The following is a 23,513-nucleotide window of genomic DNA, read 5'->3' as shown; positions in this document are numbered from 1 at the left end:
CTCAATGCCGTTAGTGCTATGCTATGCATCATTCACGCAATCTGAAACGGTATTGAGACAGGATCACATGGCACATAAAGGTATTATTCTCGCGGGCGGAACAGGCAGCCGGCTTCATCCGTTGACACTTGCTGTCAGTAAACAGTTGATGCCGATCTATGACAAGCCGATGATCTATTATCCACTGACCACCCTGATGCTGGCCGACATCCGCGATATTCTGGTAATCACTACGCCGGAAGAACAGGCAGTTTTTCAGAAAGTTCTGGGAGATGGGGCACGTTGGGGTCTGAACATCAGTTATAAAGCACAGCCTTCTCCTGACGGATTGGCACAGGCCTTTATCCTCGGCGCGGAGCATATTGGCGATGACCATTCCGCGCTTATTCTCGGAGACAATATCTTCTATGCCAGTCGTTTTAGTGAACTACTCAAGAGCGCCAAGGCCCGCCAGCAAGGTGCGACCATCTTTGGCTATCATGTCTCGGACCCGACGGCCTATGGCGTCGCCGAATTTGATGAGACAGGTAAGGTCATTGGTGTGGAAGAAAAGCCGAAGCAGCCGAAATCGAATTTTGCCATTACCGGCCTCTATTTCTATGACAACCAGGTGGTGGATTTCGCGAAACACTTGAAACCGAGTGCGCGCGGGGAGCTTGAAATCACCGACCTTAACCGCCTCTATCTCGATCAGGGGGAACTCGGCATGGAATTCCTCGGTCGCGGCAGCGCCTGGCTCGATACCGGGACCCATGACAACCTGCTGGAAGCGTCCCATTTTGTGCAGACGATCGAGAAACGGCAGGGGCTTAAAATTGCCTGCCCCGAGGAAATTGCCTATCAGAAGAAGTTTATCACGGCGGATGAACTTGCGGCCCTCGCCGAACCGCTCCGCAAGAGCGGCTATGGCGAGTATTTGCTCGACCTCATCAAATAAACTCTAGATAAAACCGCGCATCTCCAGCGTGGCGATAATCTGGTCGGCGGCGTCTTCCGGGCTGGTCTTGGCGCCGTCGATGATAATCTCGGCATTCTCCGGCCGTTCATAGTCGGAGGAGATGCCGGTGAAATTCTTGATTTCGCCGGCGCGGGCCTTCTTGTAGAGGCCCTTGATATCCCGCGCCTCGCAGATTTCCAGCGGGGTGTCGACGAAAACCTCCAGAAATTCTCCGTCTTCCAGCAGGCCGCGGGCCATCTGTCGCTCGCTCCTAAAGGGGGAGATGAAGGAGACGAGGGTAATCAGCCCGGCATCGACCATCAGCCTGGCCGTCTCGCCGACGCGGCGGATATTTTCCACCCGGTCGGCGTCAGTGAAGCCGAGGTCCTTGTTCAGCCCGTGACGCACGTTATCGCCATCCAGCAGATAGGTGTGCTTGTTGAGCGCATGAAGCTTCTTCTCAACCAGATTGGCGATGGTCGATTTTCCGGAGCCCGAAAGCCCGGTAAACCAGAGAACGGAGGCTTTCTGCCCTTTCTGTTCGGCCCGCGCCTCTTTATGGATATCCACCGACTGCCAGTGAATGTTGTCGGCGCGGCGCAGGGCAAAATCGATCATGCCTGCGGCGACCGTCGCATTAGTGAAGCGGTCAATCAGGATGAAGGAACCCGTCTCTGGGATATCGGCATAGGGATCGAAGGAAATCGCCTTGTCGAGGGACAGGTTGCAGACACCGATTTCATTCAGCTCCAGCGTCGTGGTCGCCATATGCTCCATCGTGTTGACGTTGACCTTGTATTTGAGGCTGCTGATCCGGGCGGCGGTTGTCCCTGTCCCGAGCTTCAGCAGATAGGTTCGGCTCGGCAGCATCGGTTCGCTATTCATCCAGACGATTTTCGCTTCGAACTGGTCGGCGGTGGCGGGGCGGTTTTGCGGTGCGCAGAGAATATCCCCGCGGCTGATGTCGATTTCATCCTCAAGCGTGAGGGTGACGGCCTGTCCCTTGAAGGCTTCCTTCAAATCTCCGTCGAAAGTGACAATGCGCGCGATCTTGCTGCTCTGGCCGGAACCCGGTTGGACAATCGGATCGCCGACAAGGATGGTGCCACTCGCAACAGTGCCGGAGAAGCCTCGGAAGTCGAGATTCGGGCGATTGACCCATTGCACAGGAAATCGGAAAGGGTGGCTGTCATCGCCGGTACTGACATCGACAGTCTCCAGATGCCCAAGAACACTCGGCCCGTCGTACCAGGGCATGGCCGCGCTGGCGCCGATCATATTATCGCCCTTCAGCGCCGAGACTGGGATGGTCGTGATCTCATCGAAATTGAGTTGTTCGGCAAATTTCGTGTAATCGGCGCGGATTTTCTCAAAGACACCCTCGTCATAATCCACGAGATCCATCTTGTTGATGGCGAGGACAACTTTCTTGATGCCGAGCAAGGAGACGAGATAGCTGTGGCGCATGGTCTGGATCAGCACGCCTTTTCGCGCATCGATCAGGATGACGGCGAGATCAGCGGTTGACGCGCCGGTCACCATATTGCGGGTATATTGCTCATGACCCGGGGTATCGGCGACAATGAATTTTCGTTTGTCGGTGGCGAAGAAGCGATAGGCCACATCGATGGTGATGCCCTGTTCACGCTCGGCCTGAAGTCCATCAAGGAGAAGGGCGTAGTCGATCTCGCCATTCTGGGTGCCGACCCGCTTGCTTTCGGCGGTCAGCGTGGCGAGCTGATCTTCAAACAACAGCTTCGAATCCCACAGAAGGCGGCCGATAAAGGTGCTTTTGCCGTCATCGACGCTGCCGCAAGTGATAAAACGGAGGAGATTCTTCTGTTCCTGTGTCTTGAGATAGGCGTCGATTTCCGCTGTTACGCTGTCCGTCAGCTGATCCATCAGAAATAGCCCTCCTGCTTTTTCTTCTCCATCGATCCGGCCTGGTCCTTGTCGATCAGGCGTCCCTGGCGCTCGGAGTTACGGGCGACGAGCATTTCCTGGATAATCTCGGGCAGGGTAGCAGCGGTCGATTCAATCGCGCCGGTCAATGGGTAACAACCAAGGGTACGGAAGCGGATGGATTTCATCATCGGCGTTTCCCCCGGCTCAAGCGGCATTCTCTCGTCATCAACCATGATCAGCATGCCGTCGCGTTCGACCACCGGGCGCATCTCGGCGTAATACAGCGGGACGATGGGGATACTCTCCATATAGATGTACTGCCAGATATCGAGCTCGGTCCAATTGGAGAGGGGGAAGGCGCGGATGCTCTCTCCCTTGCGAACCCGGCCGTTATAGAGGGACCAGAGCTCCGGTCGCTGGTTTTTCGGATCCCAGCGATGAGCCTCGTTGCGAAAGGAGAAGACCCGCTCTTTCGCGCGGCTCGCTTCCTCATCGCGCCGTGCGCCGCCAAAGGCCGCATCGAACTTGTAGCGATCGAGCGCCTGTTTCAGCGCTTCTGTCTTCATGATGTCCGTATGCAGTGCCGAACCATGGGTGAAGGGCCCAATGCCGCGCTTCACACCTTCGGGGTTGATATGCACCAGCAGTTCTAGCCCGTATTCCTTCACGATGGTGTCGCGAAAATGAATCATCTCGCGGAATTTCCAGGTGGTATCCACGTGCAAAAGCGGAAAAGGAACGGGGGATGGATAGAACGATTTCCGCGCCAGATGCAGCAGCACTGCCGAATCCTTGCCGATAGAATAGAGCATGACCGGTTTTTCAAACTCTGCCGCTACCTCCCGGAAAATCTGAATGCTTTCCGCTTCCAGTTGGCGCAGGTGGGTCATATGCGATGGGCTCATGATGTCATGTCTCTGTTCAGTTACCGGGGCGCCGACGGGCCTGTTGTGCACGGGCTTACATAATATTGAGGGTTGCGACAAGAAGAAACAACCCAAATATACGGTAAAAAAATGTAAAATATTCATTTTATCATAATTTTATCGTGCAAAACGTCACATAGACATCCTGTTGCGGCAATGCAATGGGGAGTTCGGGAATTCAACAGCGGAGCCCAAATACTCTGGCGGGAAAATTCACGAAGGAAATCAATTGAATGCGCCGCATATGCGCTTTATTGTTGAAAATCAAATCGATTGGAGAAAGGGCGGCATGGCAATCGACAAGGATTTTACCTTTACCGACGCGTATCTTGCCTGTCCGGAATGTGACCTTGTGCATGCGGTGCCGTCGATCCGGGAAGGGGAGCAGGGGCGCTGTACCCGTTGCGGCGCCTTGCTCTATGTCCGCCATAAAAACAGCCTGGACCGGGCGCTGGCCTTTGCGCTCACCGGCCTCATGTTTTTCATCCTCGCCAATATGTTCCCGCTGCTCACCTTCGAGATGGAAGGGGTGTCCCAGTCGAACCGCCTGATTGACGGTGCCATCGCTTTCTGGAATGCGGGCTATTGGGAGCTTGGCATTGTCGTCTTTGTCTCCAGCGTCGTGGCTCCGCTGATGGTGCTGCTGGTTCTCATTACACTTTTATTGCCGATGCGCCTGAACCGGGTGCCGCCCAGCCCACAGTTTCAGATCCGCACACTCAACCATCTGCGGCCCTGGGCAATGTCGGAGATTTTTGTCCTCGGGATTATCGTTGCCTTCGTGAAATTGCAGGATTTCGCCGATGTCAGTGTTGGTCTTTCCCTGTTCGCCTTTGTCCTGATGGTGGCGGCGACGGTCATGGCCTATCTGACGCTGGATGAAAACGCGCTCTGGTCGCGGTTGCAGGAGATAAAGGCATGAGCGCCGCACCGGTGACGGCGAAAGCACTGGACGCCGTCTCCTGCCATGTCTGTGGGCTGCTGGTGTCCAACCGTTTTATCCGGGAACGCTCCCGCGACTGTCCGCGTTGCGCGGCAACCCTGCACAGCCGGAAGGTCAACAGCATGGCGCGGACCTGGGCGCTTCTGATCGCGGCGGCGGTTCTATATGTCCCGGCAAATGTCTATCCTGTGCTGACGCTGGTCTCTTTCGGTCAGTCGACGACAAACACGATTATGGGGGGTGTTATCGAGCTGGTGAAGTCCGGACAGGTCGTGATTGCGGTCATTGTCTTCGTGGCCAGTGTCTTTGTGCCTATTTTCAAGATCGCCGCATTGCTTTTTCTGGCCATTTCGGTGCAATTTGGTATGAAGGCGCGACGGCGGGAGCGGACCATGCTCTATCGTTTTACGGAATTTATCGGTCGCTGGTCCATGATTGATATCTTCATGATCTCGATCCTGATCGCACTGGTAAAGCTGCAGGCGCTGGCGACCGTCACGGCGGGACCCGGCGCGATCGCGTTTGCGGCGGTGGTGATTATTACGATGTTTGCGGCCATGACCTTTGATCCGCGTTTGATTTGGGATGAAGAGGGGGAAAATGATGACGGATGATAGTGAACAGAAGGTGCCGGAGGCACGTGTGCGCCGCGGATACGGCAGCCTGATGAGCATCTGGATCGTGCCGGTGATTGCGCTTGGTGTGGCCGCCTATCTGATTTTCCAGGCCGTTGCCGGACGCGGGACGGAAATTAGCATCATTTTTGACGATGCCGAAGGAATGGTTCCCGGCAAAACGCAACTCAAGTATAAGGATGTCAATATCGGCCAGCTGAACCGGATTGATATCCTCGATAATGACGAAGGGGTTTCTCTCGTTGTCGACGTTCAAAAGTCGGCGGAAAAATACCTGACCGAGGACGCGCGTTTCTGGATTGTCGCTCCTGCGATCGGGTTTCAGGGGATTACAGGATTGCAAACCCTGCTGTCCGGTTCTTTCATCGAGATTGATCCCGGTGAGGGCAAGGGCGAGAAGAAAACGGACTTTACAGGCCTTAAGACACCGCCGGTAATCACGTCCAATGACAAGGGGACCGAATATATTCTTTCCACCGGCAAGCTCCGTAATATCAATCGCGGAACACCAGTGATGTATAAGGGTCTCGTTGTCGGCAGCGTCCTCGGCTACAAGCTCGCGGATGACAAGCAGGCAATTGATGTCTATGCCTTTGTCGAAGCTCCCTATGATGACCTGGTACTGGAGGGAACGAATTTCTGGAATGCGGGCGGAATCAATGTGTCTGTCTCAACCTCCGGGGTCGAGCTGGGCGCAAATTCCCTGCAAAGCCTGATTGCCGGCGCGATCGAGTTTGGCACAGCTGACCTTTACAGCAATACTTTTCCGGCTGAGGCGCGCAATGTCTTCAAGCTGTATGATGATGAAAAGGCAAAGGAGGATGCGCGCTACACCGAAAAGATCGTCTATGTGCTGTATTTCGATGGTTCGGTCAGCGGTCTCTCTGTCGGAGCGAATGTCGAGTTCAAGGGAATCAAGGTCGGCAGCGTCCGGGATATTAGCTTGGAGATCGATGAAGAGAACCAGAAATACTATATTCCGGTGCTGATTGAGATTGAACCGCAGCGTATTAGCCTGACGGACGACGGAAAGAAAATCCGCTCGGTTCTGGAAACCCGGGAATTGCGCCAGAAGGTGATCAAGAACCTGATCGCGCGGGGCCTGAAGGCGAAGCTCAAGAGCGCCAGCTTTCTGACCGGCCAGCTTATCGTCGATCTCGACCTGCTGCCGGACAAGAAGGGTGTCTATGTCACCTCAAATGGTCAATATCCGGAAATTCCAACGGTTGAGGCGGATCTCGAAGCCATTACTACCTCTATCTCGCAGTTGATGACGAAGCTGGACAATCTTCCGATTGAGCGGCTGGGGAATAGCTTGACTAACACTGTGGAGGGGCTGGATAAATTCATCAATTCCGGCGAGTTGCAGAGTACGATTGCGCAATATCGTGAACTGGCCGCTTCTGTCCGGGTCGTGGCGCAGAATTTTGACAAGAAGACCTTGCCGTCCATCGACGCAACGCTGGAGAGCACGCGCGAGGCGGTCCAGAAGATCGACCAGACCCTGGCGTCGGCCCAGAGCATGTTCAGCGCCGTCAACGGAATGATTGCCGACGGGTCTCCCTTCAAATATGATCTGACGAACATGCTGCAGGAACTAGCAGCGGCCAGTCGCTCTGTGCGCAGCCTTGCCGATTTCCTGGAACGGAACCCCAGTTCCCTGATCAGCGGAAAGAGATAGGAAAATGCCTGTATTCAACATGATCCGACCCGCTTCGAGATATGCTGTCCTTGTCCTGATACTGTTCGCCATTGGTGCCTGTGCCGGCTTGCCGGGCTCTGCCCCGACGCGCTTCTACATCCTGAAGACGGCCGAGGATATCAAACCGGGAGAGGCAACAATCAATCTGCCGGAAGCCATGACCATTGGTATCGGACCGGTTCAAATTCCTGGCTATGCGGACCGACCGCAAATCGTCACCTTCGATAGCGGTGCGGAAATCAACGTATCGGACTTCGATCATTGGGCGGAACCGCTTAGCGATGCCATCAAACGCGTGGTCAGTAGCAATGTCGCCTTCCTGATCGGGGAAGAGAAAGTCTTCGCTTATCCAGCGGATTTCCGCCCGAACAAAGGCTCCGTTCAGGTTGCCCTTGATATTATCGACATTACCGAGACAGGCACCGGCGTTGCGCGTCTTTCCGTGCGCTGGCATCTGAAAGAGCTGTACGATAACACGGTGCTGGCCCGTCATGCGAAAACCTATGAAATGCCCGCAACAACCGGCGATTACAACAGCTATGCCAACGCGTTGAGCACTCTTCTTGGCCAGTTGTCGCGTGACATCGCGAACTCTCTTGATGGGTTGAATCTGTCCTCATGACGAAAACCAATGTTCTTTTTGTCACCCTTGATCAGTGGCGGGCGGACCATCTTGCGGCGACAGGCAACCCGACCATCCAGACCCCGACAATGGATGCTCTCTGCGCTGACGGGGTTACTTTTCGCAATCATTTCACTTGTATTGCACCCTGCGGCCCGTCTCGCACGACCTTTCTCACCGGCATGTATCCGAGCAATCACCGATCCATCCGAAACGGCACGCCGCTCAATCACAGCCTGACGAACCTCGCGTTTGAGGCCCGTACTGCCGGGTATGATCCGACCCTCTGGGGCTATACGGACACGACACCGGACCCGCGTGTGCTGGGAGAGGATCATGAGGCGTTCCTGACGTATGAAGGGGTGATGCCGGGTTTCAGCGTGGGCCAGCAGTTGCCCGCGAACAGCATTCCCTGGCTCGAATATCTGGCGGGTAAGGGGTATGACATTCCCGGCCCGGGCTACGCCATTTATTTCCCGGATCCGGATTATAAATTGCCACCCGGCCGTCATCCGCTTTTCGCCCCAAGCCGGTTCAAGGCAGAGGACAGCGAAACCCACTGGCTGGCGGATCAGTTGATCAAGGACCTGAAATCAAAGCCGTCAGACCCGTTTTTTCATCATTTGACCTTTCTGCGGCCGCATCCGCCCTTTATTTCGCCGCCGGAATATCATGATCTCTATAAGCCGTCCGATATGCCTTTGTCGGTCCGCGATGGGTCGCCCGATGACATGCGGGCAAAGCACCCGTCGCTGGCCCTGATGTACCAAGCGATTCCGCAGGATGCCTTCTTCATGGAAGGGGAAGGCCGTGCGGTTGATCTCGATGAGGAGGCAACTCAGCAGATCCGGGCAACCTATCAATCCCTGATCACCGAGGCGGATCACAATCTCGGCCGCGTTATCGCCACCCTGAAAGAACAGGGGCAGTATGACGAAACCCTGATTGTTGTGACCTCCGATCACGGGGAGCAGCTCGGCGATCATTATCTTTGGGGCAAGATCGGCTTTTACGATGAAAGCTTCCATATTCCGCTGATCATCAAGCCGCCCAAATGCTGGAATGTAACCACCGGCCGCGAGATCAGTGAATTTACCGAATCCGTCGATCTCATGCCGACAATTCTGGATGGCCTGAATCTTCCCATCCCGCGGCAGTGCGATGGCCACTCTCTGATGCCGTTTCTCAAAGGGGAGACTCCGGCGGGCTGGCGGCGGGCGGTGCACTGGCTTTATGATTTCCGCGATCCCGTGGGGCAGATGCCGGAGACGGCCCTCAATATAAAGTCGTCAGAATGTAACTTGCTTGTCCATCGGGATGCGGAATTCAAATATGTGCATTTTGCAGCTCTGCCACCGCTTCTTTTCGATGTGAAAAATGACCCGGACGAGACGCGCAATCTGGCTGAAGACCCGGATTACCAAGGCGTGGTCCTCGATTGCGTGCAAGAGCTTCTTTCCTGGCGGATGCGCTATGAATATGGCGAACTTGTTAATTTGAGCGCGTCCGACAATGGGCTTGTCGGCAACCGGATGAGCAGATGAACTGGCGAGCTGAGCGAGAGGAACTGATTGCGACGGTGCGGGAAATGAACGCCCGCGGGATAAATCAGGGAAGTTCCGGCAACGCCAGCGTCCGGGTTGACGGAGGGTATCTGATTACGCCGTCGGGCATGGCCTATGACGATCTTGCGCCCGAAGATATCGTCGAAATGTCTTTTGATGGCGAGGTGAGCGGCCGTCGCAACCCGTCCAGCGAATGGCGCTTTCATCATAATCTGCTGGAGTCGCGCGCCGATTTTGGCGCTGTTTTGCACACCCATGGCAAAGGGGTAATGACAATCGCCTGCCAACGGTTGGAACTGCCACCTTTCCACTACATGATCGTGATGGCGGGTGGAAACACAATTCGCTGTGCCGACTACGCGACCTTCGGCACCCAGGAACTCTCCGATAACGCCCTCAAGGCGATGGAGGAGCGCAAAGCCTGCTTGCTCGCCAATCACGGCCTGCTGGTGGGGGAGAAAAACCTGGAAAGAGCCCTCGCACTCGCCGTCGAGGTAGAGACGCTCTGTGAGACGTACTGGCGCATTCTACAGATCGGCACGCCGATCCTGCTCAGCGATGCGGAAATGGACGCAGTGAAAGAACAGTTCAGCAAAGGTTATGGCATGCCACAGGGAGAGGATAGATGAAAAGCCGATTTGCCGTTACCGCCCGCTTCGATGTAATTCAGGGGAAAGAGGCCGCCTTCATGGTGGAAATGAAGAAACAGGCGGAAAATTCCCTCAATCTGGAACCGGGCTGTCATTACTTCGATATCTGCGTGGATACAGAAAACCCCGGCCGTATAATTCTCTATGAACTGTATGAAAACAGCGCTGCCTTCGACGATCATCTTGCCTCCCGTCATTTTGAGGATTTTATCGAAACGGTGACGCCAATGATTATTGGGAAGAAAATTGAACGCTGGAACCGGGTATAGGGCCGCCTGCGATGGATAGGGACTATCGCGAGGGGCAAAATTTCGCTAGAAAAAACCCTTAAATTGATTTGGAGGAAACAATAATGACAAAGACAATATCCAAAGCTGAATTTCTAAATTCTTTCGGAACAGTTTATGGACCCGGGGAGTGGTTCAAGATTGATCAGGAGCGGATCAATAAATTTGCCGAAGCGACAGATGATTTCCAGTTTATCCATGTCGATCCGGAACGCGCCGCCAAGGAGACACCCTTCGGCACCACCATCGCCCATGGCTTCCTCACACTGTCGCTGCTGGCCGGGCTGGTCCCGAAAATCCGGCCGAATGTCGAGAATACCCAGATGGGCATCAATTACGGTATCGACAAGTTGCGGTTTTTACAGCCGGTCAAGGTAGACAGCGAAATTCGGGTTTCAGCCAAGATCCTCAGTATCGACGAGAAACGTCCGGGGCAATATCTCTCCAAAACGGAAGTCACGGTCGAGATCAAGGGCGAAGACAAACCGGCATTGATAGTTGAATGGCTTGGCATGACCTTCCTCGGCGATTAAAAATACTATAAAATCAGATATTTAAGGAGAGAATATGAGTATTCGCTTTGATGGCAAGGTGGCGATTGTCACCGGCGCCGGAAATGGACTTGGGCGCAGCCATGCGCTCGGCCTCGCGGCGCGCGGCGCGAAAGTGGTTGTCAATGATCTCGGCGGGTCCGTCGATGGCTGTGGCGGCTCTTCCGATGCGGCGAAGTCTGTGGTTGCCGAGATTGAGACGGCGGGCGGCGAGGCGATCGCCAACGGTGCGAATGTCACCGACATGGCGCAGGTCTCCCAGATGGTCGATGAGGCGATGGCGAAATGGGGCCGCGTCGATATCCTCGTCAATAACGCCGGGGTGCTGCGGGACAAGTCCTTCTCCAATGTCGAGATGAAGGATTTTGCCTTCGTACTGGATGTGCATTTGATGGGCTCGGTCAACTGCTCAAAGGCAGTGTGGAACATCATGCGGGAGCAGGGCTATGGCCGTATCGCCATGACCACCTCCTCAAGCGGGCTTTACGGTAACTTCGGCCAGACCAACTATGGCGCGGCGAAGATGGGCGTCATCGGCCTGATGAACACGCTGGTGATCGAAGGCGCAAAATACGGGATCAAGGTCAACGCCTTGTCGCCTTGCGCGGCAACCCGCATGACCGAGGATATCATCCCGGAAAATCTTCTGGAGCTGTTGACCCCGGAATCGGTAACTCCTGCGCTTCTTTATATCGTGTCCGAGGACAGCCCAAATCGCACGATCATCACGGCGGGCGCGGGCACCTATGCACGCAGCATCGTCTATGAGACGGGCGGCAAATGGCTGGCCGAGGGCGAACGGACGCCGGAGAAAATCGCCGAGCATTGGGGAGAGATTGCCGATCCAGCCACGCAGCTTGAATATACGAGTGGTAATGACCAGACGACAAATATGCTGACCAAGGCCGCGAACGGCCTCGGCATCAAGCTCTAGGGCTTATTCAAAAACGGCAGATTGAGGTCATTCTCTTTTGCGCAATTGATGGCCTCCTCATATCCGGCGTCGGCGTGGCGCATCACGCCCGTCGCCGGATCATTGAAGAGAACGCGGGCGATCCGCTCGTCGGCTTCCTCTGTGCCGTCACAGACAATCACCATCCCCGCATGTTGAGAAAAGCCCATGCCGACACCGCCGCCATGATGCAGGCTGACCCAGGTTGCCCCGCTCGCGGTATTGAGGAGCGCATTCAAGAGCGGCCAGTCAGAGACGGCATCCGAACCGTCCTTCATCCCCTCCGTCTCCCGATTGGGGCTGGCAACCGACCCTGAATCCAGATGATCGCGGCCGATCACGATGGGGGCGGAAAGCTCACCGGTCCGCACCATTTCGTTAAACGCAAGGCCGAGACGATGGCGCTGACCTAAGCCCACCCAGCAGATGCGCGACGGGAGCCCCTGAAACCTGATCCGTTCCTTCGCCATGTCGAGCCAGTTGTGAAGATGCGCATCGTCGGGGATCAGCTCCTTCACCTTGGCGTCCGTCTTGAAGATATCCTCAGGATCGCCGGAGAGGGCGGCCCAGCGGAACGGCCCGATCCCCCGGCAGAAGAGGGGGCGGATATAGGCGGGCACGAAACCCGGGAAGTTGAAGGCGCTGTCGACCCCTTCCTCCAGCGCGACCTGGCGGATATTGTTGCCATAATCGACGGTGGGGATGCCACGCGCCTGAAATTCGAGCATCGCCCGCACCTGCACCGCCATGGATTTCCGCGCCGCGACCTCGACGGATTTGGGATCGGTTTCGCGCATCTGCTCCCATTGATCCAGCGTCCAGCCTTGCGGCAGATAGCCGTTTACCGGATCATGGGCGGACGTCTGGTCGGTCACCAGATCGGGCAGCATGTCGCCGTCCAGAATCTCCGGGAAGATATCGGCGGCATTGCCGAGCAGACCGACGGAGACCGGCTTGCCGCGCTCAATAGCATCGCGGATGATAGCGAGGGCCTCGGCCAATGTGTCGGCCTTCTCATCGAGAAAGCCCGAGCGCAGGCGGAAATCGATGCTGCTTGGCCGGCATTCTACAGCGAGCATGGAGGCACTGGCCATGGTCGCGGCCAGCGGCTGCGCCCCGCCCATGCCACCGAGACCGCCGGTGAGTATCCATTTGCCGGACATATCGCCGCCGAAATGCTGGCGTCCGGCTTCCGCGAAGGTTTCATAGGTGCCCTGCACGATGCCTTGGCTGCCGATATAGATCCAGGAGCCCGCCGTCATCTGGCCATACATCATCAGGCCCTTCTTATCGAGCTCGTTGAAATGATCCCAGTTGGCCCAGTGCGGCACGAGGTTGGAATTGGCGATCAGGACACGCGGCGCATTCTCATGGGTCTTGAAGACGCCGACGGCCTTGCCCGACTGCACGAGTAAAGTCTCGTCCGCATTGAGATCACGGAGGGAGCGCTGGATCTGGTCGAAGCACTCCCAGTTGCGCGCCGCCCGGCCGATGCCGCCGTAAACCACCAGCTCCGCCGGGTTCTCGGCAACGTCGGGATCGAGATTGTTCATCAGCATCCGGAGCGGCGCTTCGGTCAGCCAGCTCTTGCAGGACAATTCCGGGCCTGTGGGGGCCTTGATCACGCGGCTGTTATCTCGTCTGTTCATCATTGTGGCGTTCCTTTATGCAACGATATTCCGCCGCCCGAAGTCGAGCATGGCATCCAGTATCTGTTTGAGCGTTGGCTGAAGCGCGGAGGCATTCTCTGTCAAGTAGGTGAAGGGGGCCTCCTCCAGCATATAGTCTTCCTGCGCGAGTTCCATCTGCAGCGCCTGGATATTGTTTGCCGGGTCGCCGTAATGGCGGGTGATATAGCCGCCCTTGAACCGGCCATTGAGTGCATGGCTGTAGGGGGAGGCGGCGGCAATTTTCTCCACTGTTTCTTCAAGCGCCGGATCGAGGGAGATTCCATCTCCTGTTCCGAGGTTGAGCGTTGGCAGGCGACCGTCAAAAAACCGCGGCAGGACGGAGCGGATGGAGTGGCAATCATAAAGCAGAACAAGCCCGTGCAGCGCCTTGATCCGCTCGATTTCCTCCGCTAGTACATCGTGATAGGGCTGCCAGAACACGCCACGTCGCGTTTCGATCTCCTCCTCATCCGGTTCCAGTCCGTCGAGATAGAGCTTGGAATTGTCAAATAACGTCGTCGGGCAGAGTTCCGTGACGCTCTGGCCGGGATAAAGCGACGCTCCGTCCGGATCACGATTGAGGTCGATCACGTAGCGGGAATATTTGGCGGTTACAACGGTCGCATCCAGTTCCTCCGCAATGTCCCGATAAAGCCGGTCGATATGCCAGTCCGTATCGGGACGGACTTTCGCTGGCTCCGTCAGGCGGCGCTCAATCGACGGCGGTATTTCCAGCCCGACATGCGGCTGACTGAGGAGGAGAGGGGACGATCCTCTATTTAAAGTAAAAACATCACCTTGCATTCTAACTCTCCAAAGTATCGGGAAGAAAGTCCGCGAACTGGGTCGCGAGCGCTCCGCTCATCACGAGGTTTTTCGCCGCCTCAATATCTGGTGCAAAGAAGCGGTCTTTCTCATAGGGTTCGACAATTTTCCGAATTTCTGCATGCAGTTTTTCGAGCGGTGCAGAGGTTCGAAGGGGGGCGCGCAACTCAATTCCCTGCGTCGCTGCCAGCAGTTCGATCCCGACGATAGCTGCTGTGTTCTCTGCCATACGCAGGAGTCGCCGCGCGCCATGGGTGGCCATGCTGACATGATCCTCCTGATTGGCGGAGGTAGGAATGCTGTCCACGGAAGCCGGATACGCCTGTTGCTTGTTCTCGCTTGCAAGTGCCGCTGCTGTCACATGGGCAATCATAAACCCTGAATTGATCCCCGCGCCCGTCACCAGAAAGGCAGGTAGGCCGCTGATGGAGGTATCGACCAGCATGGCGATACGCCGCTCCGACATCGAGCCGATCTCGGCAATGGCGAGGGCGAGGTTATCGGCGGCAAGAGCGATCGGCTCTGCGTGAAAATTGCCGCCAGAAATGACATCGCCGGTATCTACGAAGACCAACGGGTTGTCAGAGACGGAATTCGCCTCGATCGTCAGGACGCCTGCCGCATGGCGCATCTGGTCAAGGCAGGCGCCCATCACCTGTGGCTGACAGCGCAGGCAATAAGGGTCCTGCACCTTTTCGCATTCCGCATGGGATTTGCGGATCTCGCTGCCCTCGATGAGGGCGCGATAGCTCGCCGCCATTTCCATCTGTCCAATCTGTCCGCGGGCGGCGTGAATGCGGGTATCAAAGGGCGCGTCGGTGCCTTTTGCGGCATCGAGCGAGAGGCTGCCCGCAAGCGTTGCGGCAGCCAGAAGCTTCTCCGTCTCGAACAGGCCGGCAAGGGCAAGTGCGGTCGAGACTTGTGTGCCGTTGAGCAGGGCAAGCCCCTCCTTGGGCCCGAGGGTGAGCGGCATGATCTTGAGCGCCTTCAATGTCGCCTCGGCGGGGACGATCTCGCCATCGAGGCGGACATTGCCGATACCCATCAGCGCAGCCGTCATATGGGCGAGGGGGGCAAGGTCGCCGGATGCCCCGACGGAGCCTTTCGCCGGGATACAGGGATAGATTTCATGATCGAGAAAGGTCATCAGGGCATCGATCACCACCATGCGCACGCCGGAAAACCCGCGTGCCAGGCTGGCCGCCTTCATCGCCATGACCAGCCGGACAATGTCATCGCCGAGTAAGGTACCGGTTCCGGTGGAATGGGAGAGGACAAGGTTGCGCTGCAATTGTTCCAGCTTGTCGGCCGGGATGACTTCCTGAGCAAGCCGACCAAAGCCTGTATTGATGCCATATACCGTCCGGCCTTCCTTCAGGATTGTTTGCACGACCTCGGCGCTGTCGTCCACCATGTCACGGCAGGCCGGATCGAGCTCAATTTTAACCCCGCCCTCGAAAATTGCCCGCAGGTTATCGAGGGTCATATGTCCCGGCGCGAGGGTTAGTAAATTCGATTCGCTGTTCATGACTGACCTCCATAATACCGGGAATAAAGCGGGTTAGAGCCGATGGCCTGGGTTAGTTCGGACGGGTGGTCGATATCCCAGATCGCCAGATCCGCGCGCTTGCCAACCTCCAGCGTGCCAATTTCGCTGGAAAGTCCAAGGGCTGCGGCGCCGTTCCGGGTAAACCCCGCGAGCGCCTCTTCGGGCGTCATCCGGAACAGGATGGCGGCCATGTTCATCATCAGCTGCGGATTTGTCGTGGGGGAGGAGCCAGGATTGCAGTCAGTGGCGAGCGCCATCGGGACCCTGTATTCGCGAAACAACTCTATCGGGGGCTTTCGCGTCTCCCGCAAATAGTAGAAAGCACCTGGCAGGATCACGGCGACCGTCCCCGATTTCGCCATCTCCTTGACGCCCTTTTCATCGATATATTCCAGATGGTCGGCGGATAGCGCCCTGAAATGGGCAGCGAGTTCCGCGCCGTTCTGGTTGCTGAGCTGTTCGGCATGAAGTTTTATCGGCAGGCCCAGCCTGTCCGCCGCCTTGAAAAGCTGCCGTACTTGTTCTTCCGAAAAGGCGATTTTCTCGCAAAAGGCATCGATGGCATCAATCAGACCGAGGGCATGGATCGTCGGCAGCATTTCATGGATGACCTTTGCCATATAACCGTCGCTGTTTCCGGCAAACTCTTCGGGAAGAGCATGGGCGCCGAGAAATGTTTTCTGGACGCGAACCAGATTAATCTCGCCGAGCTGTTTTGCCACCTCCAACATTTTCATCTCTGTTTCCAGATCAAGGCCATAACCGGATTTGATCTCTACGGTCGTTACGCCCGCCTTTATCATCGCTTGAAGCCGGGGTTGGCTCTCGGCGGCGAGCTCACTCTCGCTGGCGTCGCGGGTCGCTTTGACGGTGGAGAGGATGCCACCTCCTGCCGCCGCGATTTCCTCGTAACTTGCGCCATTCAGACCCATTTCGAATTCCTGCGCGCGGTTGCCCGCATGGACCAGATGGGTATGGCAGTCAATCAGGCCGGGAGTGATCCACCGGCCTTCCAGATCAATAATATTTGTGGCATTGCCGGAGAATTCCTCGGCCTGTCCAATGCCGCTGATCCTGTCGCCGGTCAGAGTAAGGGCATCGGCGTTAGCTACTCCGTATGGCTCGCCTCCCGGTGTCATGGTCGCCAATCGGGCGTTGATGAAAAGCGTGTCGCATGTCTTCGTCGCCATATCTTTTTGCCCCCATTATTAATTTGTATATACAAATTATTATGATAGACTTGCCCTTATTATCAAGCATTTTTTTCTGACCATTTTATGGCGCGGAACGGGCACCGTCCGTCAGGAGATGCTGAACGGAACGAATAGAGATCGGCTTCAGGCAGTGGAATGAACATTATCAGTGAACTGAGTATCAACCGCACCGTACCGCTTTATCAACAGATCAAGGACTTGATCCTGTCCAGGATACAAAACGGGGAATGGCAGGTGGGTGACCGGGTGCCGACAGAACATGCCCTGGTTGCCGAGCTCGGTGCCTCCCGCATGACGATCAACCGCGCACTGCGGGAACTGACGCAGGAAGGCGTGCTTGTCCGGCGGCAGGGGTCGGGAACCTTTGTCGGGCCCAGCAAGCTGGAATCGGGCCTGCTGGAAATCCGCAATATTGCAGATGACATCGCAAGCCGGGGAAATAGCCATAGCGCCGAGCTGCTCCGTCTTGAGGAAGTGCCGGTCCCAAAACCTATCGCGAGACTAATGGCGCGGCATGAAGACTGCCTGTTTCATTGCCTGATGCTGCATTCGGAAAATGACATTCCGCTCCAACTCGAGGATCGCTATGTCAGCCCGGCGCTCGTCCCGGATTTCATCAAACAGGATTTTTCAACTGAGACACCGAGTGGCTTTCTGATCAGGACAACCCCCTATAGCCGCGCGGATCACCGCATCAGCGCCGATATGCCGACGGCGGATCAGCGGCGGCTGCTGCGTCTTCAAGAGGGAGAAGCCGTGCTGACGCTTGAGCGGCATACCTTTATCGGGGAGGACATGATCACGACGGTCCGGCTTTTTCATCCGGGCAGCCGTTTTGCCTTCGGCGGGACCTTTATCGCCGACCGTTAGACGTTCGAATCCGCAAATGAATTTTTGCGTTTCGTCATGAACTCCTTAAGCGCCTCGTCAATACTTTCCTCCAAAGCGGGCGCCTGGTAATCCCTCAGCATCTGCTTCCAGATCCCGTTGGCGCGCGTCGCGCTATCCTTGGAGCCGTCCGCCTGCCATTGCTCGACCGAATTGTTGTCGGCGGTGCGGGAGCGGTAGAAGGCTTCCTCAAAATTTGCCTGAGTATGGGCGCAGCCAAGGAAATGCCCGCCTGGGCCGACCTCGCGTACCGCATCCATGGCCTGTCCGTTCTCACTGACATCGATACCGCGGGCCAGCACTTCCATCATCGCGCATTGATCAATATCCATGACGAACTTTTCATAGGACGAACAAAGTCCGCCCTCGAGCCATCCCGCTGCATGGAGGGAGAAGTTAACCCCGGACAAGAGCGTCATCAGCAGGGTCTGGGCGCTTTCACTGGCGGCCTGCGCATCGGGTAGTTTCGACGCGGTAAAAGATCCGCCGGAGCGGAACGGCAGATTGAGTCGCCGTGAGAGCGCTGCCGCGCCGTTGAGCACAAGGCTGCTTTCGGGTGTCCCGAATGTCGGTGCGCCGGACTGCATGGAGATGGAACTCACAAAGGTGCCGAAGATAACCGGCGTGCCGGGCTTGATGATCTGTGTGAGTGCGCAACCCGCCATGGCCTCGGCGAGAAGCTGCGACAGGGTGCCTGCACCTGAAACCGGGCTCATTGCGCCGGACAGGATAAAGGGGGACACGACACAGGCCTGATTGTTCGCCGCGTAAGTTTTAAGCGCGCCCAGCATGGTCGAATCAAAGGTCATTGGGGAGTTGGCGTTGATCAGGTTCAGCATCACGCAGTTATTCTGCACGAACTCTTCCCCGAAGACGAGAGACGCCATATCGACGCTGTCCTGCGCCCGTTCCGGCGCGGTGACGGATCCCATGAAGGGTTTATCGGAATATTTGATATGGCTGTAGACCATGTCGAAATGCCGCTTGTTGACGGGCAGGTCGACCGGCTCGCACACCGTGCCGCCGGAATGATGCATCGCGGGCGCCATATATGCGAGCTTCACGAAATTCTCGAAGTCCTCAATCGTGCCATAGCGGCGGCCCTTATCGAGATCATGCACAAAAGGCGGACCATATACGGGGGCCAGCACCGTATTATTGCCACCAATCTGAACGCTGTTGGCCGGATTGCGGGCGTATTGAGTGAATTCCGCTGGGGCGGTTTTCAGAAGTTCACGGCAAAGCCCCTTCGGGAAATGTACCCGCTCTCCCTGAACATCGGCACCGACCGACTTCCAGAGCTCAAGCGATTCCGGATCATCGCGGAAATCAAGGCCGATTTCCTCGAGGATTATTTCGGCATTGGCCTCGATAATCTCAAGCGCCTCGTCACTCACCAGATTGGTGACGGGAATATTCCGGCTGATATAGGGAATATGGCGGCTGGCGTTGCTTGCCCTTGCTTCACGGCGGGCGTCGCGCCCCCGGCGGCCGCTACGGGATGTCGTTGCACTCATAAATTAACCCTCCAGCTCTAGTCACCAGACGAAAGCGCGTCTTCCATTTTCATTAAATCCGAAATTGCATATGCGACTAGCCAAGGCGCGTCTTTATGCGGCGTTCTCTGACGAATTCAGAACATTTTAAATCACCATTTGGGTGCAATGATTTCCATGGCGGTAAAGGGACAGCGAGCGTCGGAGATCGGTTAGCGATTCCCGGTCGTAATCGCCACGGTAATTTATCAACGCATTGATGCCTGGTGTCAGGGAACAGGGCAAAGGGGACGATAAAATGAAATCACATGCACGGGTAGTTGTCATAGGCGGCGGCGTCGTCGGAGTCAGCACACTATACCATCTGACCAAGAAAGGCTGGTCCGATGTGGTTCTGCTGGAACGGACCGAACTGACCGCCGGATCAACCTGGCATGCGGCGGGCCTGCTTCCACTCTTTAATATGAGCTATGCCGTCGGGCAGATCCATAAATACAGCGTCGATCTCTACAAGAAGCTGGAGGCAGAAACCGGGCAGAATGTCAGCTTCCATGTGACCGGCAATCTTCGCCTTGCGACCAACAAGGAACGCATGGATGAATATCTCAAATATTGCGGAACGGCGAATACCATTGGTGTGCCGTATGAGATTATCACACCTAAGGAAGTAAAAGAGCTTTGGCCCCTTGCGGATATCGACGGTCTTGTCGGCGCGCTCTATCATCCCGACGATGGCCATATTGCGCCAGTCGACGTGACCAATGCCATGGCCATCGGGGCGCGGAAAGGTGGCGCGGAGATCAACCGCCATACGGAAGTCCTCTCGATCGAGCAACAAAAGAACGGGGAATGGCTGATCCGCACCAACAAGGGCGACATTACCGCCGAGCATGTGGTGAGCTGCACCGGCAACTATGCCCGTCAGACCCTGTCCATGGTCGGTCTCGATATTCCGGTGATCCCGGTGGAGCATCAGTATATCGTCACCGACGAAGTGCCGGAACTCCTTGAGCGCAAGAAGGCGGGCCTTCCCGAGATGGCAGTGCTGCGCGAGAGCGATGCGTCCTATTACCTTCGCGAGGAGCGGCAGGGCTATATCCTCGGTCCCTATGAGAAGGGCGCGCCCGCCTGTTTTGTCGATGGCGTCCCGGACACCTTCGGGCAGGATCTGTTCCCGGGCGACCTTGAACGTCTCATGCCGCATGTCGAAGCCGCCATCAAGCGCGTCCCGACCTTTGCCGATGCGGGTATCAAGGATATCGTCAACGGGCCGATCGCCTATACGCCCGACGGCAGCCCTATGATCGGCCCGGCCTGGGGTCTTAAGAATTTCTGGATGAACGAGGGTCACAGCTTCGGCGTGACGGCGGCCGGCGGCTCCGGCTGGCAACTTGCCGAATGGATTACCGAGGGCGAACCCGGTATCGACATGATGGACGTCGATCCGCGCCGCTTCGGCGCCTATGCCACCAAACCCTATACGAAGATCAAAAACGAGGAATGTTACGAGCATGTTTTCGTCATCCATTATCCGGATGAGGAGCGCGGGGCAGGGCGTCCGCTGAAGATGTCCCCCTGTCATGACAGGATGGCGGCGCGGGGCGCTGTCTTCGGCCAGAGATACGGGTGGGAGCGGCCGAACTGGTTCGCGCCGGAAGGGGTGGAGCCGAAAGACCAGTGGAGTTTCCGCCGCTCGAATTATTTTGAGCATATCGGGAATGAAGCCATCAATATGCGCACCAATGCCGGGCTGATCGATATCACCAGCTTCTCGAAATTCGAGGTGTCGGGGCCGGGAGCGGAAGCCTATCTCGACAGGCTCGTCTGCCGCAAGCTGCCGAAGGGGATCGGCCGGATCAACCTCTCCCATGCGCTCAACAAGCGCGGCGGTATCCGTTCCGAATTCACCATCATGCGCGACGGGCCGGAACAATTCTATCTCGTGAGCTCCGGTGCGGCGGAACGCTTCGATCATGACTATCTGTTGAAAAATCTGCCGGGTGACGGATCCGTGCGGCTGGACAATGTGACAACAGCGCATGGGGTGCTTGTACTGGCGGGGCCGAAATCGCGGGATATCCTTCGCAAGATCACCGATGCTGACCTGTCCAACAACGGCTTTAAATGGTTGACCGGGCAGCATATCACGGTCGGCCTTGCGCCCTGCCGCGCGCTTCGGGTGAACTTCGTCGGCGATCTCGGCTGGGAGCTGCACCACCCGATCGAATACCAGAACCATATCTATGACGCGATTGTCGAGGCAGGGGAAGAGTTCGGCCTTGGCATGTGCGGCATGCGGGCTATGGACAGCCTGCGTATGGAGAAGAACTACCGCATGTGGGGGCAGGACCTGACCCGCGAATATTCGGTGTTTGAGGCCGGGCTGGAACGTTTCGTTCATCTCGACAAAGGCGATTTTATCGGTCGGGACGCCTTGATCAAGCAGAAAGAGGAGGGCGTGCCGCAATCTTTCGTCTGTCTTGAAGTGCATGGCATCACGGATGCCGACCCGCTCGGCAATGAGCCGCTCTATGATACAAGCGGAAATATCGTCGGACGGGCGACGGCGGGTGCCTATGGCCACTTTGTCGAAAAGAGCCTCGCGCAGGGCTATATCAAGGCCGGTATGGAGGCCGTAGGCACGAAGCTCGAGATCGAAATTCTGGGCGAGCGCTATCCGGCGACCATCATTGAGGAATCGATTTTCGATCCTGAAAATGAACGGCTCAGGGTGTGATTTCTGGGTCAATTGTTTCAATTTCGTCAAAAGTGTCGCAGGAAAATTATTCCATGTCTGGACGGGAATAGTTTTCCGGCCCCGCCTATATGACACTTTTACGACATAGGCTTCGTTTATTTTATTAGTCAGTGGAGCATTCGATGGAAGAAGAAGATATTGATCTCTCGGCCCTGGATGACGGCGAACTCGTCGAACAGATGCATGATGATCTATACGACGGACTGGCGGACGAAATTTGCGAAGGGGTGAATATCCTGCTGGAACGCGGCTGGGAACCCTATAGGGTTTTGACCGAAGCGCTGGTGGAAGGGATGCGGATCGTCGGCGTTGATTTCCGTGACGGCATCCTGTTCGTACCGGAAGTTCTCCTGGCCGCAAACTCGATGAAGTCAGGCATGGCGATCCTGAAACCGCTGCTGGCGGAAACGGATGCGCCAAAGGCTGGCAAGATGGTCATCGGAACGGTCAAGGGCGATATTCACGACATTGGCAAGAACCTCGTCATCATGATGATGGAGGGCGCCGGGTTCGAAGTAATTGACCTTGGCATCAATAACCCGGTCGAGAAATATCTTGAAGCTCTGGAGGAGCATAAGCCTGATATCATCGGCATGTCCGCGCTTCTGACCACCACCATGCCCTATATGAAGGTCGTGATCGACACCATGAAGGAAAAGGGCATACGGGACGATTATATCGTCATGGTCGGCGGGGCACCGCTTAATGAGGAATTTGCCGACAGCGTCGGGGCGGACGCCTACGGGCGCGATGCCGCCATGACGGTGGAAATTGCCCAGAAAATGGTGGCGGAACGGCGGGCCGCCTGACCAGATAGGGAAGCGGGGACGTATTATGACGGATGCGCCTAAAAAAACGCTTCTGATTGCATGTGGCGCTCTTGCAGAAGAATGCTTTGCGGTTCTCAAGGCCAATGGCTGGGATCATATAGAGGTCACTTGCCTGCCCGCCAAGCTGCATAATCGTCCGGCCCTGATCCCGGAGGAAATGCGTCGCAAGATCCGTGAAAACCGCGATCAGTTCGATACCATCCTCGCGCTTTATGGCGACTGCGGCACTGGTGGCCAGCTCGACAAGGTGCTGGCGGAAGAGGGGGTCGAGCGGATCGCGGGCGCCCATTGCTATGAATTCTTCACCGGGACAGCGATTTTTGATGCCTTGCAGGAGGCGGAAGTCGGCACCTTCTACCTCACCGATTTTCTCGCCCGGCATTTTGAGAAGCTGACGATCGAGGGGCTTGGTATCGATAAACACCCGGAACTTCTGCCACTCTATTTTAGTAACTACACGCGCCTTGTGTACATATCGCAACAGGAAGACCCGGCATTGCAGAAAAAAGCAAAGGCGGCAGCGGATCAGTTATCGCTTGCCTACGAATACCGCTTTACCGGCCTCACGGGTCTTCAGGATTTTCTCACGCGCAAAGCAGGTTAGGAGA

21 protein-coding genes are annotated in these 23,513 nt (G+C 56.4%); 14 read left to right on the top strand and 7 right to left on the bottom strand.

The genetic code is table 11. From position 1 onward, the window contains the following. Nucleotides 1–67 precede the first annotated feature (67 nt). Entirely contained in the window at nt 68–937 is an 870-nt protein-coding gene (gene rfbA / locus AACZ19_RS00690; RefSeq protein WP_339630191.1) for a glucose-1-phosphate thymidylyltransferase RfbA, read from the top strand. Nucleotides 938–940: 3 nt separating this feature from the next. On the opposite strand, the gene cysN is transcribed toward rfbA, so the two are convergent. Next, nucleotides 941–2,839: a sulfate adenylyltransferase subunit CysN gene (gene cysN, locus AACZ19_RS00685; protein WP_339630189.1), complete on the bottom strand. Its 1,899-nt coding sequence runs from the start codon at nt 2,837–2,839 to the stop codon at nt 941–943. Next, a complete protein-coding gene (cysD, locus tag AACZ19_RS00680; RefSeq protein ID WP_339630187.1) occupies nt 2,839–3,873 on the bottom strand; it encodes a sulfate adenylyltransferase subunit CysD in 1,035 nt (344 codons plus the stop codon). The genes cysN and cysD overlap by 1 nt, the downstream gene beginning before the upstream one ends. Before the next feature lie 124 nt (nt 3,874–3,997). Here cysD and AACZ19_RS00675 point away from each other — a divergent pair, with 124 nt between their 5' ends. The 9 genes from AACZ19_RS00675 (at nt 3,998) to AACZ19_RS00635 (ending at nt 11,657) form a co-directional block, all read left to right on the top strand. Continuing rightward, on the top strand, nt 3,998–4,690 hold the full coding sequence (locus AACZ19_RS00675) for a paraquat-inducible protein A (RefSeq protein ID WP_339630185.1): 693 nt from the start codon (nt 3,998–4,000) through the stop codon (nt 4,688–4,690). Further along, nucleotides 4,687–5,325, top strand: a complete 639-nt coding sequence (locus AACZ19_RS00670; RefSeq protein WP_339630183.1) for a paraquat-inducible protein A — start codon at nt 4,687–4,689, stop codon at nt 5,323–5,325. Before AACZ19_RS00675 ends, AACZ19_RS00670 begins: the two co-directional genes overlap by 4 nt. After that, nucleotides 5,312–7,027 (top strand): MlaD family protein, encoded by a 1,716-nt coding sequence (locus AACZ19_RS00665; RefSeq protein WP_339630181.1) that lies wholly within the window; start codon nt 5,312–5,314, stop codon nt 7,025–7,027. The genes AACZ19_RS00670 and AACZ19_RS00665 overlap by 14 nt, the downstream gene beginning before the upstream one ends. A gap of 4 nt (nt 7,028–7,031) precedes the next feature. Continuing rightward, the gene (locus AACZ19_RS00660) at nt 7,032–7,670 is read left to right on the top strand and encodes a PqiC family protein (RefSeq protein ID WP_339630179.1); all 639 of its coding nucleotides are present in this window, start codon (nt 7,032–7,034) and stop codon (nt 7,668–7,670) included. Beyond that, nucleotides 7,667–9,214: an alkaline phosphatase family protein gene (locus tag AACZ19_RS00655; RefSeq protein ID WP_339630177.1), complete on the top strand. Its 1,548-nt coding sequence runs from the start codon at nt 7,667–7,669 to the stop codon at nt 9,212–9,214. The genes AACZ19_RS00660 and AACZ19_RS00655 overlap by 4 nt, the downstream gene beginning before the upstream one ends. Beyond that, on the top strand, nt 9,211–9,864 hold the full coding sequence (locus AACZ19_RS00650) for a class II aldolase/adducin family protein (RefSeq protein ID WP_339630175.1): 654 nt from the start codon (nt 9,211–9,213) through the stop codon (nt 9,862–9,864). The genes AACZ19_RS00655 and AACZ19_RS00650 overlap by 4 nt, the downstream gene beginning before the upstream one ends. Continuing rightward, the gene (locus AACZ19_RS00645) at nt 9,861–10,154 is read left to right on the top strand and encodes a putative quinol monooxygenase (protein ID WP_339630173.1); all 294 of its coding nucleotides are present in this window, start codon (nt 9,861–9,863) and stop codon (nt 10,152–10,154) included. The genes AACZ19_RS00650 and AACZ19_RS00645 overlap by 4 nt, the downstream gene beginning before the upstream one ends. An 83-nt stretch (nt 10,155–10,237) precedes the next feature. After that, nucleotides 10,238–10,705, top strand: a complete 468-nt coding sequence (locus tag AACZ19_RS00640) for a MaoC family dehydratase (RefSeq protein WP_339630171.1) — start codon at nt 10,238–10,240, stop codon at nt 10,703–10,705. A 34-nt stretch (nt 10,706–10,739) separates the two neighbouring features. Beyond that, nucleotides 10,740–11,657, top strand: a complete 918-nt coding sequence (locus AACZ19_RS00635) for an SDR family NAD(P)-dependent oxidoreductase (RefSeq protein WP_339630170.1) — start codon at nt 10,740–10,742, stop codon at nt 11,655–11,657. On the opposite strand, the gene hutU is transcribed toward AACZ19_RS00635, so the two are convergent. Genes hutU through hutI form a run of 4 tightly spaced genes read right to left on the bottom strand, consistent with a single transcriptional unit; the run spans nt 11,654 to nt 16,909 of the window. Next, on the bottom strand, nt 11,654–13,327 hold the full coding sequence (gene hutU / locus AACZ19_RS00630; RefSeq protein ID WP_339630169.1) for a urocanate hydratase: 1,674 nt from the start codon (nt 13,325–13,327) through the stop codon (nt 11,654–11,656). The genes AACZ19_RS00635 and hutU overlap by 4 nt on opposite strands. A 12-nt stretch (nt 13,328–13,339) precedes the next feature. Continuing rightward, nucleotides 13,340–14,149 (bottom strand): N-formylglutamate deformylase, encoded by an 810-nt coding sequence (hutG, locus tag AACZ19_RS00625; protein WP_339630168.1) that lies wholly within the window; start codon nt 14,147–14,149, stop codon nt 13,340–13,342. A 1-nt stretch (nt 14,150) separates the two neighbouring features. Further along, entirely contained in the window at nt 14,151–15,698 is a 1,548-nt protein-coding gene (gene hutH / locus AACZ19_RS00620; protein WP_339630166.1) for a histidine ammonia-lyase, read from the bottom strand. Then, entirely contained in the window at nt 15,695–16,909 is a 1,215-nt protein-coding gene (hutI, locus tag AACZ19_RS00615; RefSeq protein ID WP_339630164.1) for an imidazolonepropionase, read from the bottom strand. The genes hutH and hutI overlap by 4 nt, the downstream gene beginning before the upstream one ends. A 159-nt stretch (nt 16,910–17,068) precedes the next feature. On the opposite strand from hutI, the gene hutC reads away from it, so the two are divergent. Further along, a complete protein-coding gene (gene hutC / locus AACZ19_RS00610; RefSeq protein ID WP_339630162.1) occupies nt 17,069–17,803 on the top strand; it encodes a histidine utilization repressor in 735 nt (244 codons plus the stop codon). Here the strand turns inward: hutC and AACZ19_RS00605 are convergent. After that, nucleotides 17,800–19,338: a trimethylamine methyltransferase family protein gene (locus AACZ19_RS00605; protein WP_339630160.1), complete on the bottom strand. Its 1,539-nt coding sequence runs from the start codon at nt 19,336–19,338 to the stop codon at nt 17,800–17,802. The genes hutC and AACZ19_RS00605 overlap by 4 nt on opposite strands. 277 nt (nt 19,339–19,615) lie before the next feature. On the opposite strand from AACZ19_RS00605, the gene AACZ19_RS00600 reads away from it, so the two are divergent. From AACZ19_RS00600 to AACZ19_RS00590, 3 genes are all read left to right on the top strand, one after another. Then, nucleotides 19,616–22,054 carry an FAD-dependent oxidoreductase gene (locus AACZ19_RS00600; RefSeq protein ID WP_339630158.1) on the top strand — a complete coding sequence of 813 codons (2,439 nt, stop codon included), beginning with the start codon at nt 19,616–19,618 and terminating at the stop codon, nt 22,052–22,054. 143 nt (nt 22,055–22,197) lie between these two features. Further along, complete coding sequence (locus AACZ19_RS00595) at nt 22,198–22,884, top strand: B12-binding domain-containing protein (RefSeq protein ID WP_339630156.1); 687 nt, start codon at nt 22,198–22,200, stop codon at nt 22,882–22,884. Between the two features lie 25 nt (nt 22,885–22,909). Beyond that, a complete protein-coding gene (locus AACZ19_RS00590; protein ID WP_339630154.1) occupies nt 22,910–23,509 on the top strand; it encodes a DUF1638 domain-containing protein in 600 nt (199 codons plus the stop codon). Nucleotides 23,510–23,513: the final 4 nt, after the last annotated feature.

Origin of the sequence: uncultured Sneathiella sp. (assembly GCF_963973085.1) — a bacterium.
Classification (GTDB): Bacteria; Pseudomonadota; Alphaproteobacteria; order Sneathiellales; family Sneathiellaceae; genus Sneathiella.
This window is presented reverse-complemented; position numbering and strand designations above follow the sequence as displayed.

What these genes read in the sequence shown, in the direction of transcription:
- AACZ19_RS00650 (WP_339630175.1), top strand. Translation starts at nt 9,211, where the DNA reads ATGAACTGGCGAGCTGAGCGAGAGGAACTGATTGCGACGGTGCGGGAA.
- AACZ19_RS00600 (WP_339630158.1), top strand. Translation starts at nt 19,616, where the DNA reads ATGAAATCACATGCACGGGTAGTTGTCATAGGCGGCGGCGTCGTCGGA.
- rfbA (WP_339630191.1), top strand. Translation starts at nt 68, where the DNA reads ATGGCACATAAAGGTATTATTCTCGCGGGCGGAACAGGCAGCCGGCTT.
- cysN (WP_339630189.1), bottom strand. Translation starts at nt 2,839, where the DNA reads ATGGATCAGCTGACGGACAGCGTAACAGCGGAAATCGACGCCTATCTC.
- AACZ19_RS00645 (WP_339630173.1), top strand. Translation starts at nt 9,861, where the DNA reads ATGAAAAGCCGATTTGCCGTTACCGCCCGCTTCGATGTAATTCAGGGG.
- AACZ19_RS00665 (WP_339630181.1), top strand. Translation starts at nt 5,312, where the DNA reads ATGATGACGGATGATAGTGAACAGAAGGTGCCGGAGGCACGTGTGCGC.
- AACZ19_RS00635 (WP_339630170.1), top strand. Translation starts at nt 10,740, where the DNA reads ATGAGTATTCGCTTTGATGGCAAGGTGGCGATTGTCACCGGCGCCGGA.
- AACZ19_RS00660 (WP_339630179.1), top strand. Translation starts at nt 7,032, where the DNA reads ATGCCTGTATTCAACATGATCCGACCCGCTTCGAGATATGCTGTCCTT.
- hutU (WP_339630169.1), bottom strand. Translation starts at nt 13,327, where the DNA reads ATGATGAACAGACGAGATAACAGCCGCGTGATCAAGGCCCCCACAGGC.
- hutI (WP_339630164.1), bottom strand. Translation starts at nt 16,909, where the DNA reads ATGGCGACGAAGACATGCGACACGCTTTTCATCAACGCCCGATTGGCG.
- AACZ19_RS00590 (WP_339630154.1), top strand. Translation starts at nt 22,910, where the DNA reads ATGACGGATGCGCCTAAAAAAACGCTTCTGATTGCATGTGGCGCTCTT.
- hutC (WP_339630162.1), top strand. Translation starts at nt 17,069, where the DNA reads ATGAACATTATCAGTGAACTGAGTATCAACCGCACCGTACCGCTTTAT.
- AACZ19_RS00670 (WP_339630183.1), top strand. Translation starts at nt 4,687, where the DNA reads ATGAGCGCCGCACCGGTGACGGCGAAAGCACTGGACGCCGTCTCCTGC.
- hutG (WP_339630168.1), bottom strand. Translation starts at nt 14,149, where the DNA reads ATGCAAGGTGATGTTTTTACTTTAAATAGAGGATCGTCCCCTCTCCTC.
- AACZ19_RS00595 (WP_339630156.1), top strand. Translation starts at nt 22,198, where the DNA reads ATGGAAGAAGAAGATATTGATCTCTCGGCCCTGGATGACGGCGAACTC.
- AACZ19_RS00605 (WP_339630160.1), bottom strand. Translation starts at nt 19,338, where the DNA reads ATGAGTGCAACGACATCCCGTAGCGGCCGCCGGGGGCGCGACGCCCGC.
- AACZ19_RS00640 (WP_339630171.1), top strand. Translation starts at nt 10,238, where the DNA reads ATGACAAAGACAATATCCAAAGCTGAATTTCTAAATTCTTTCGGAACA.
- cysD (WP_339630187.1), bottom strand. Translation starts at nt 3,873, where the DNA reads ATGAATATTTTACATTTTTTTACCGTATATTTGGGTTGTTTCTTCTTG.
- hutH (WP_339630166.1), bottom strand. Translation starts at nt 15,698, where the DNA reads ATGAACAGCGAATCGAATTTACTAACCCTCGCGCCGGGACATATGACC.
- AACZ19_RS00655 (WP_339630177.1), top strand. Translation starts at nt 7,667, where the DNA reads ATGACGAAAACCAATGTTCTTTTTGTCACCCTTGATCAGTGGCGGGCG.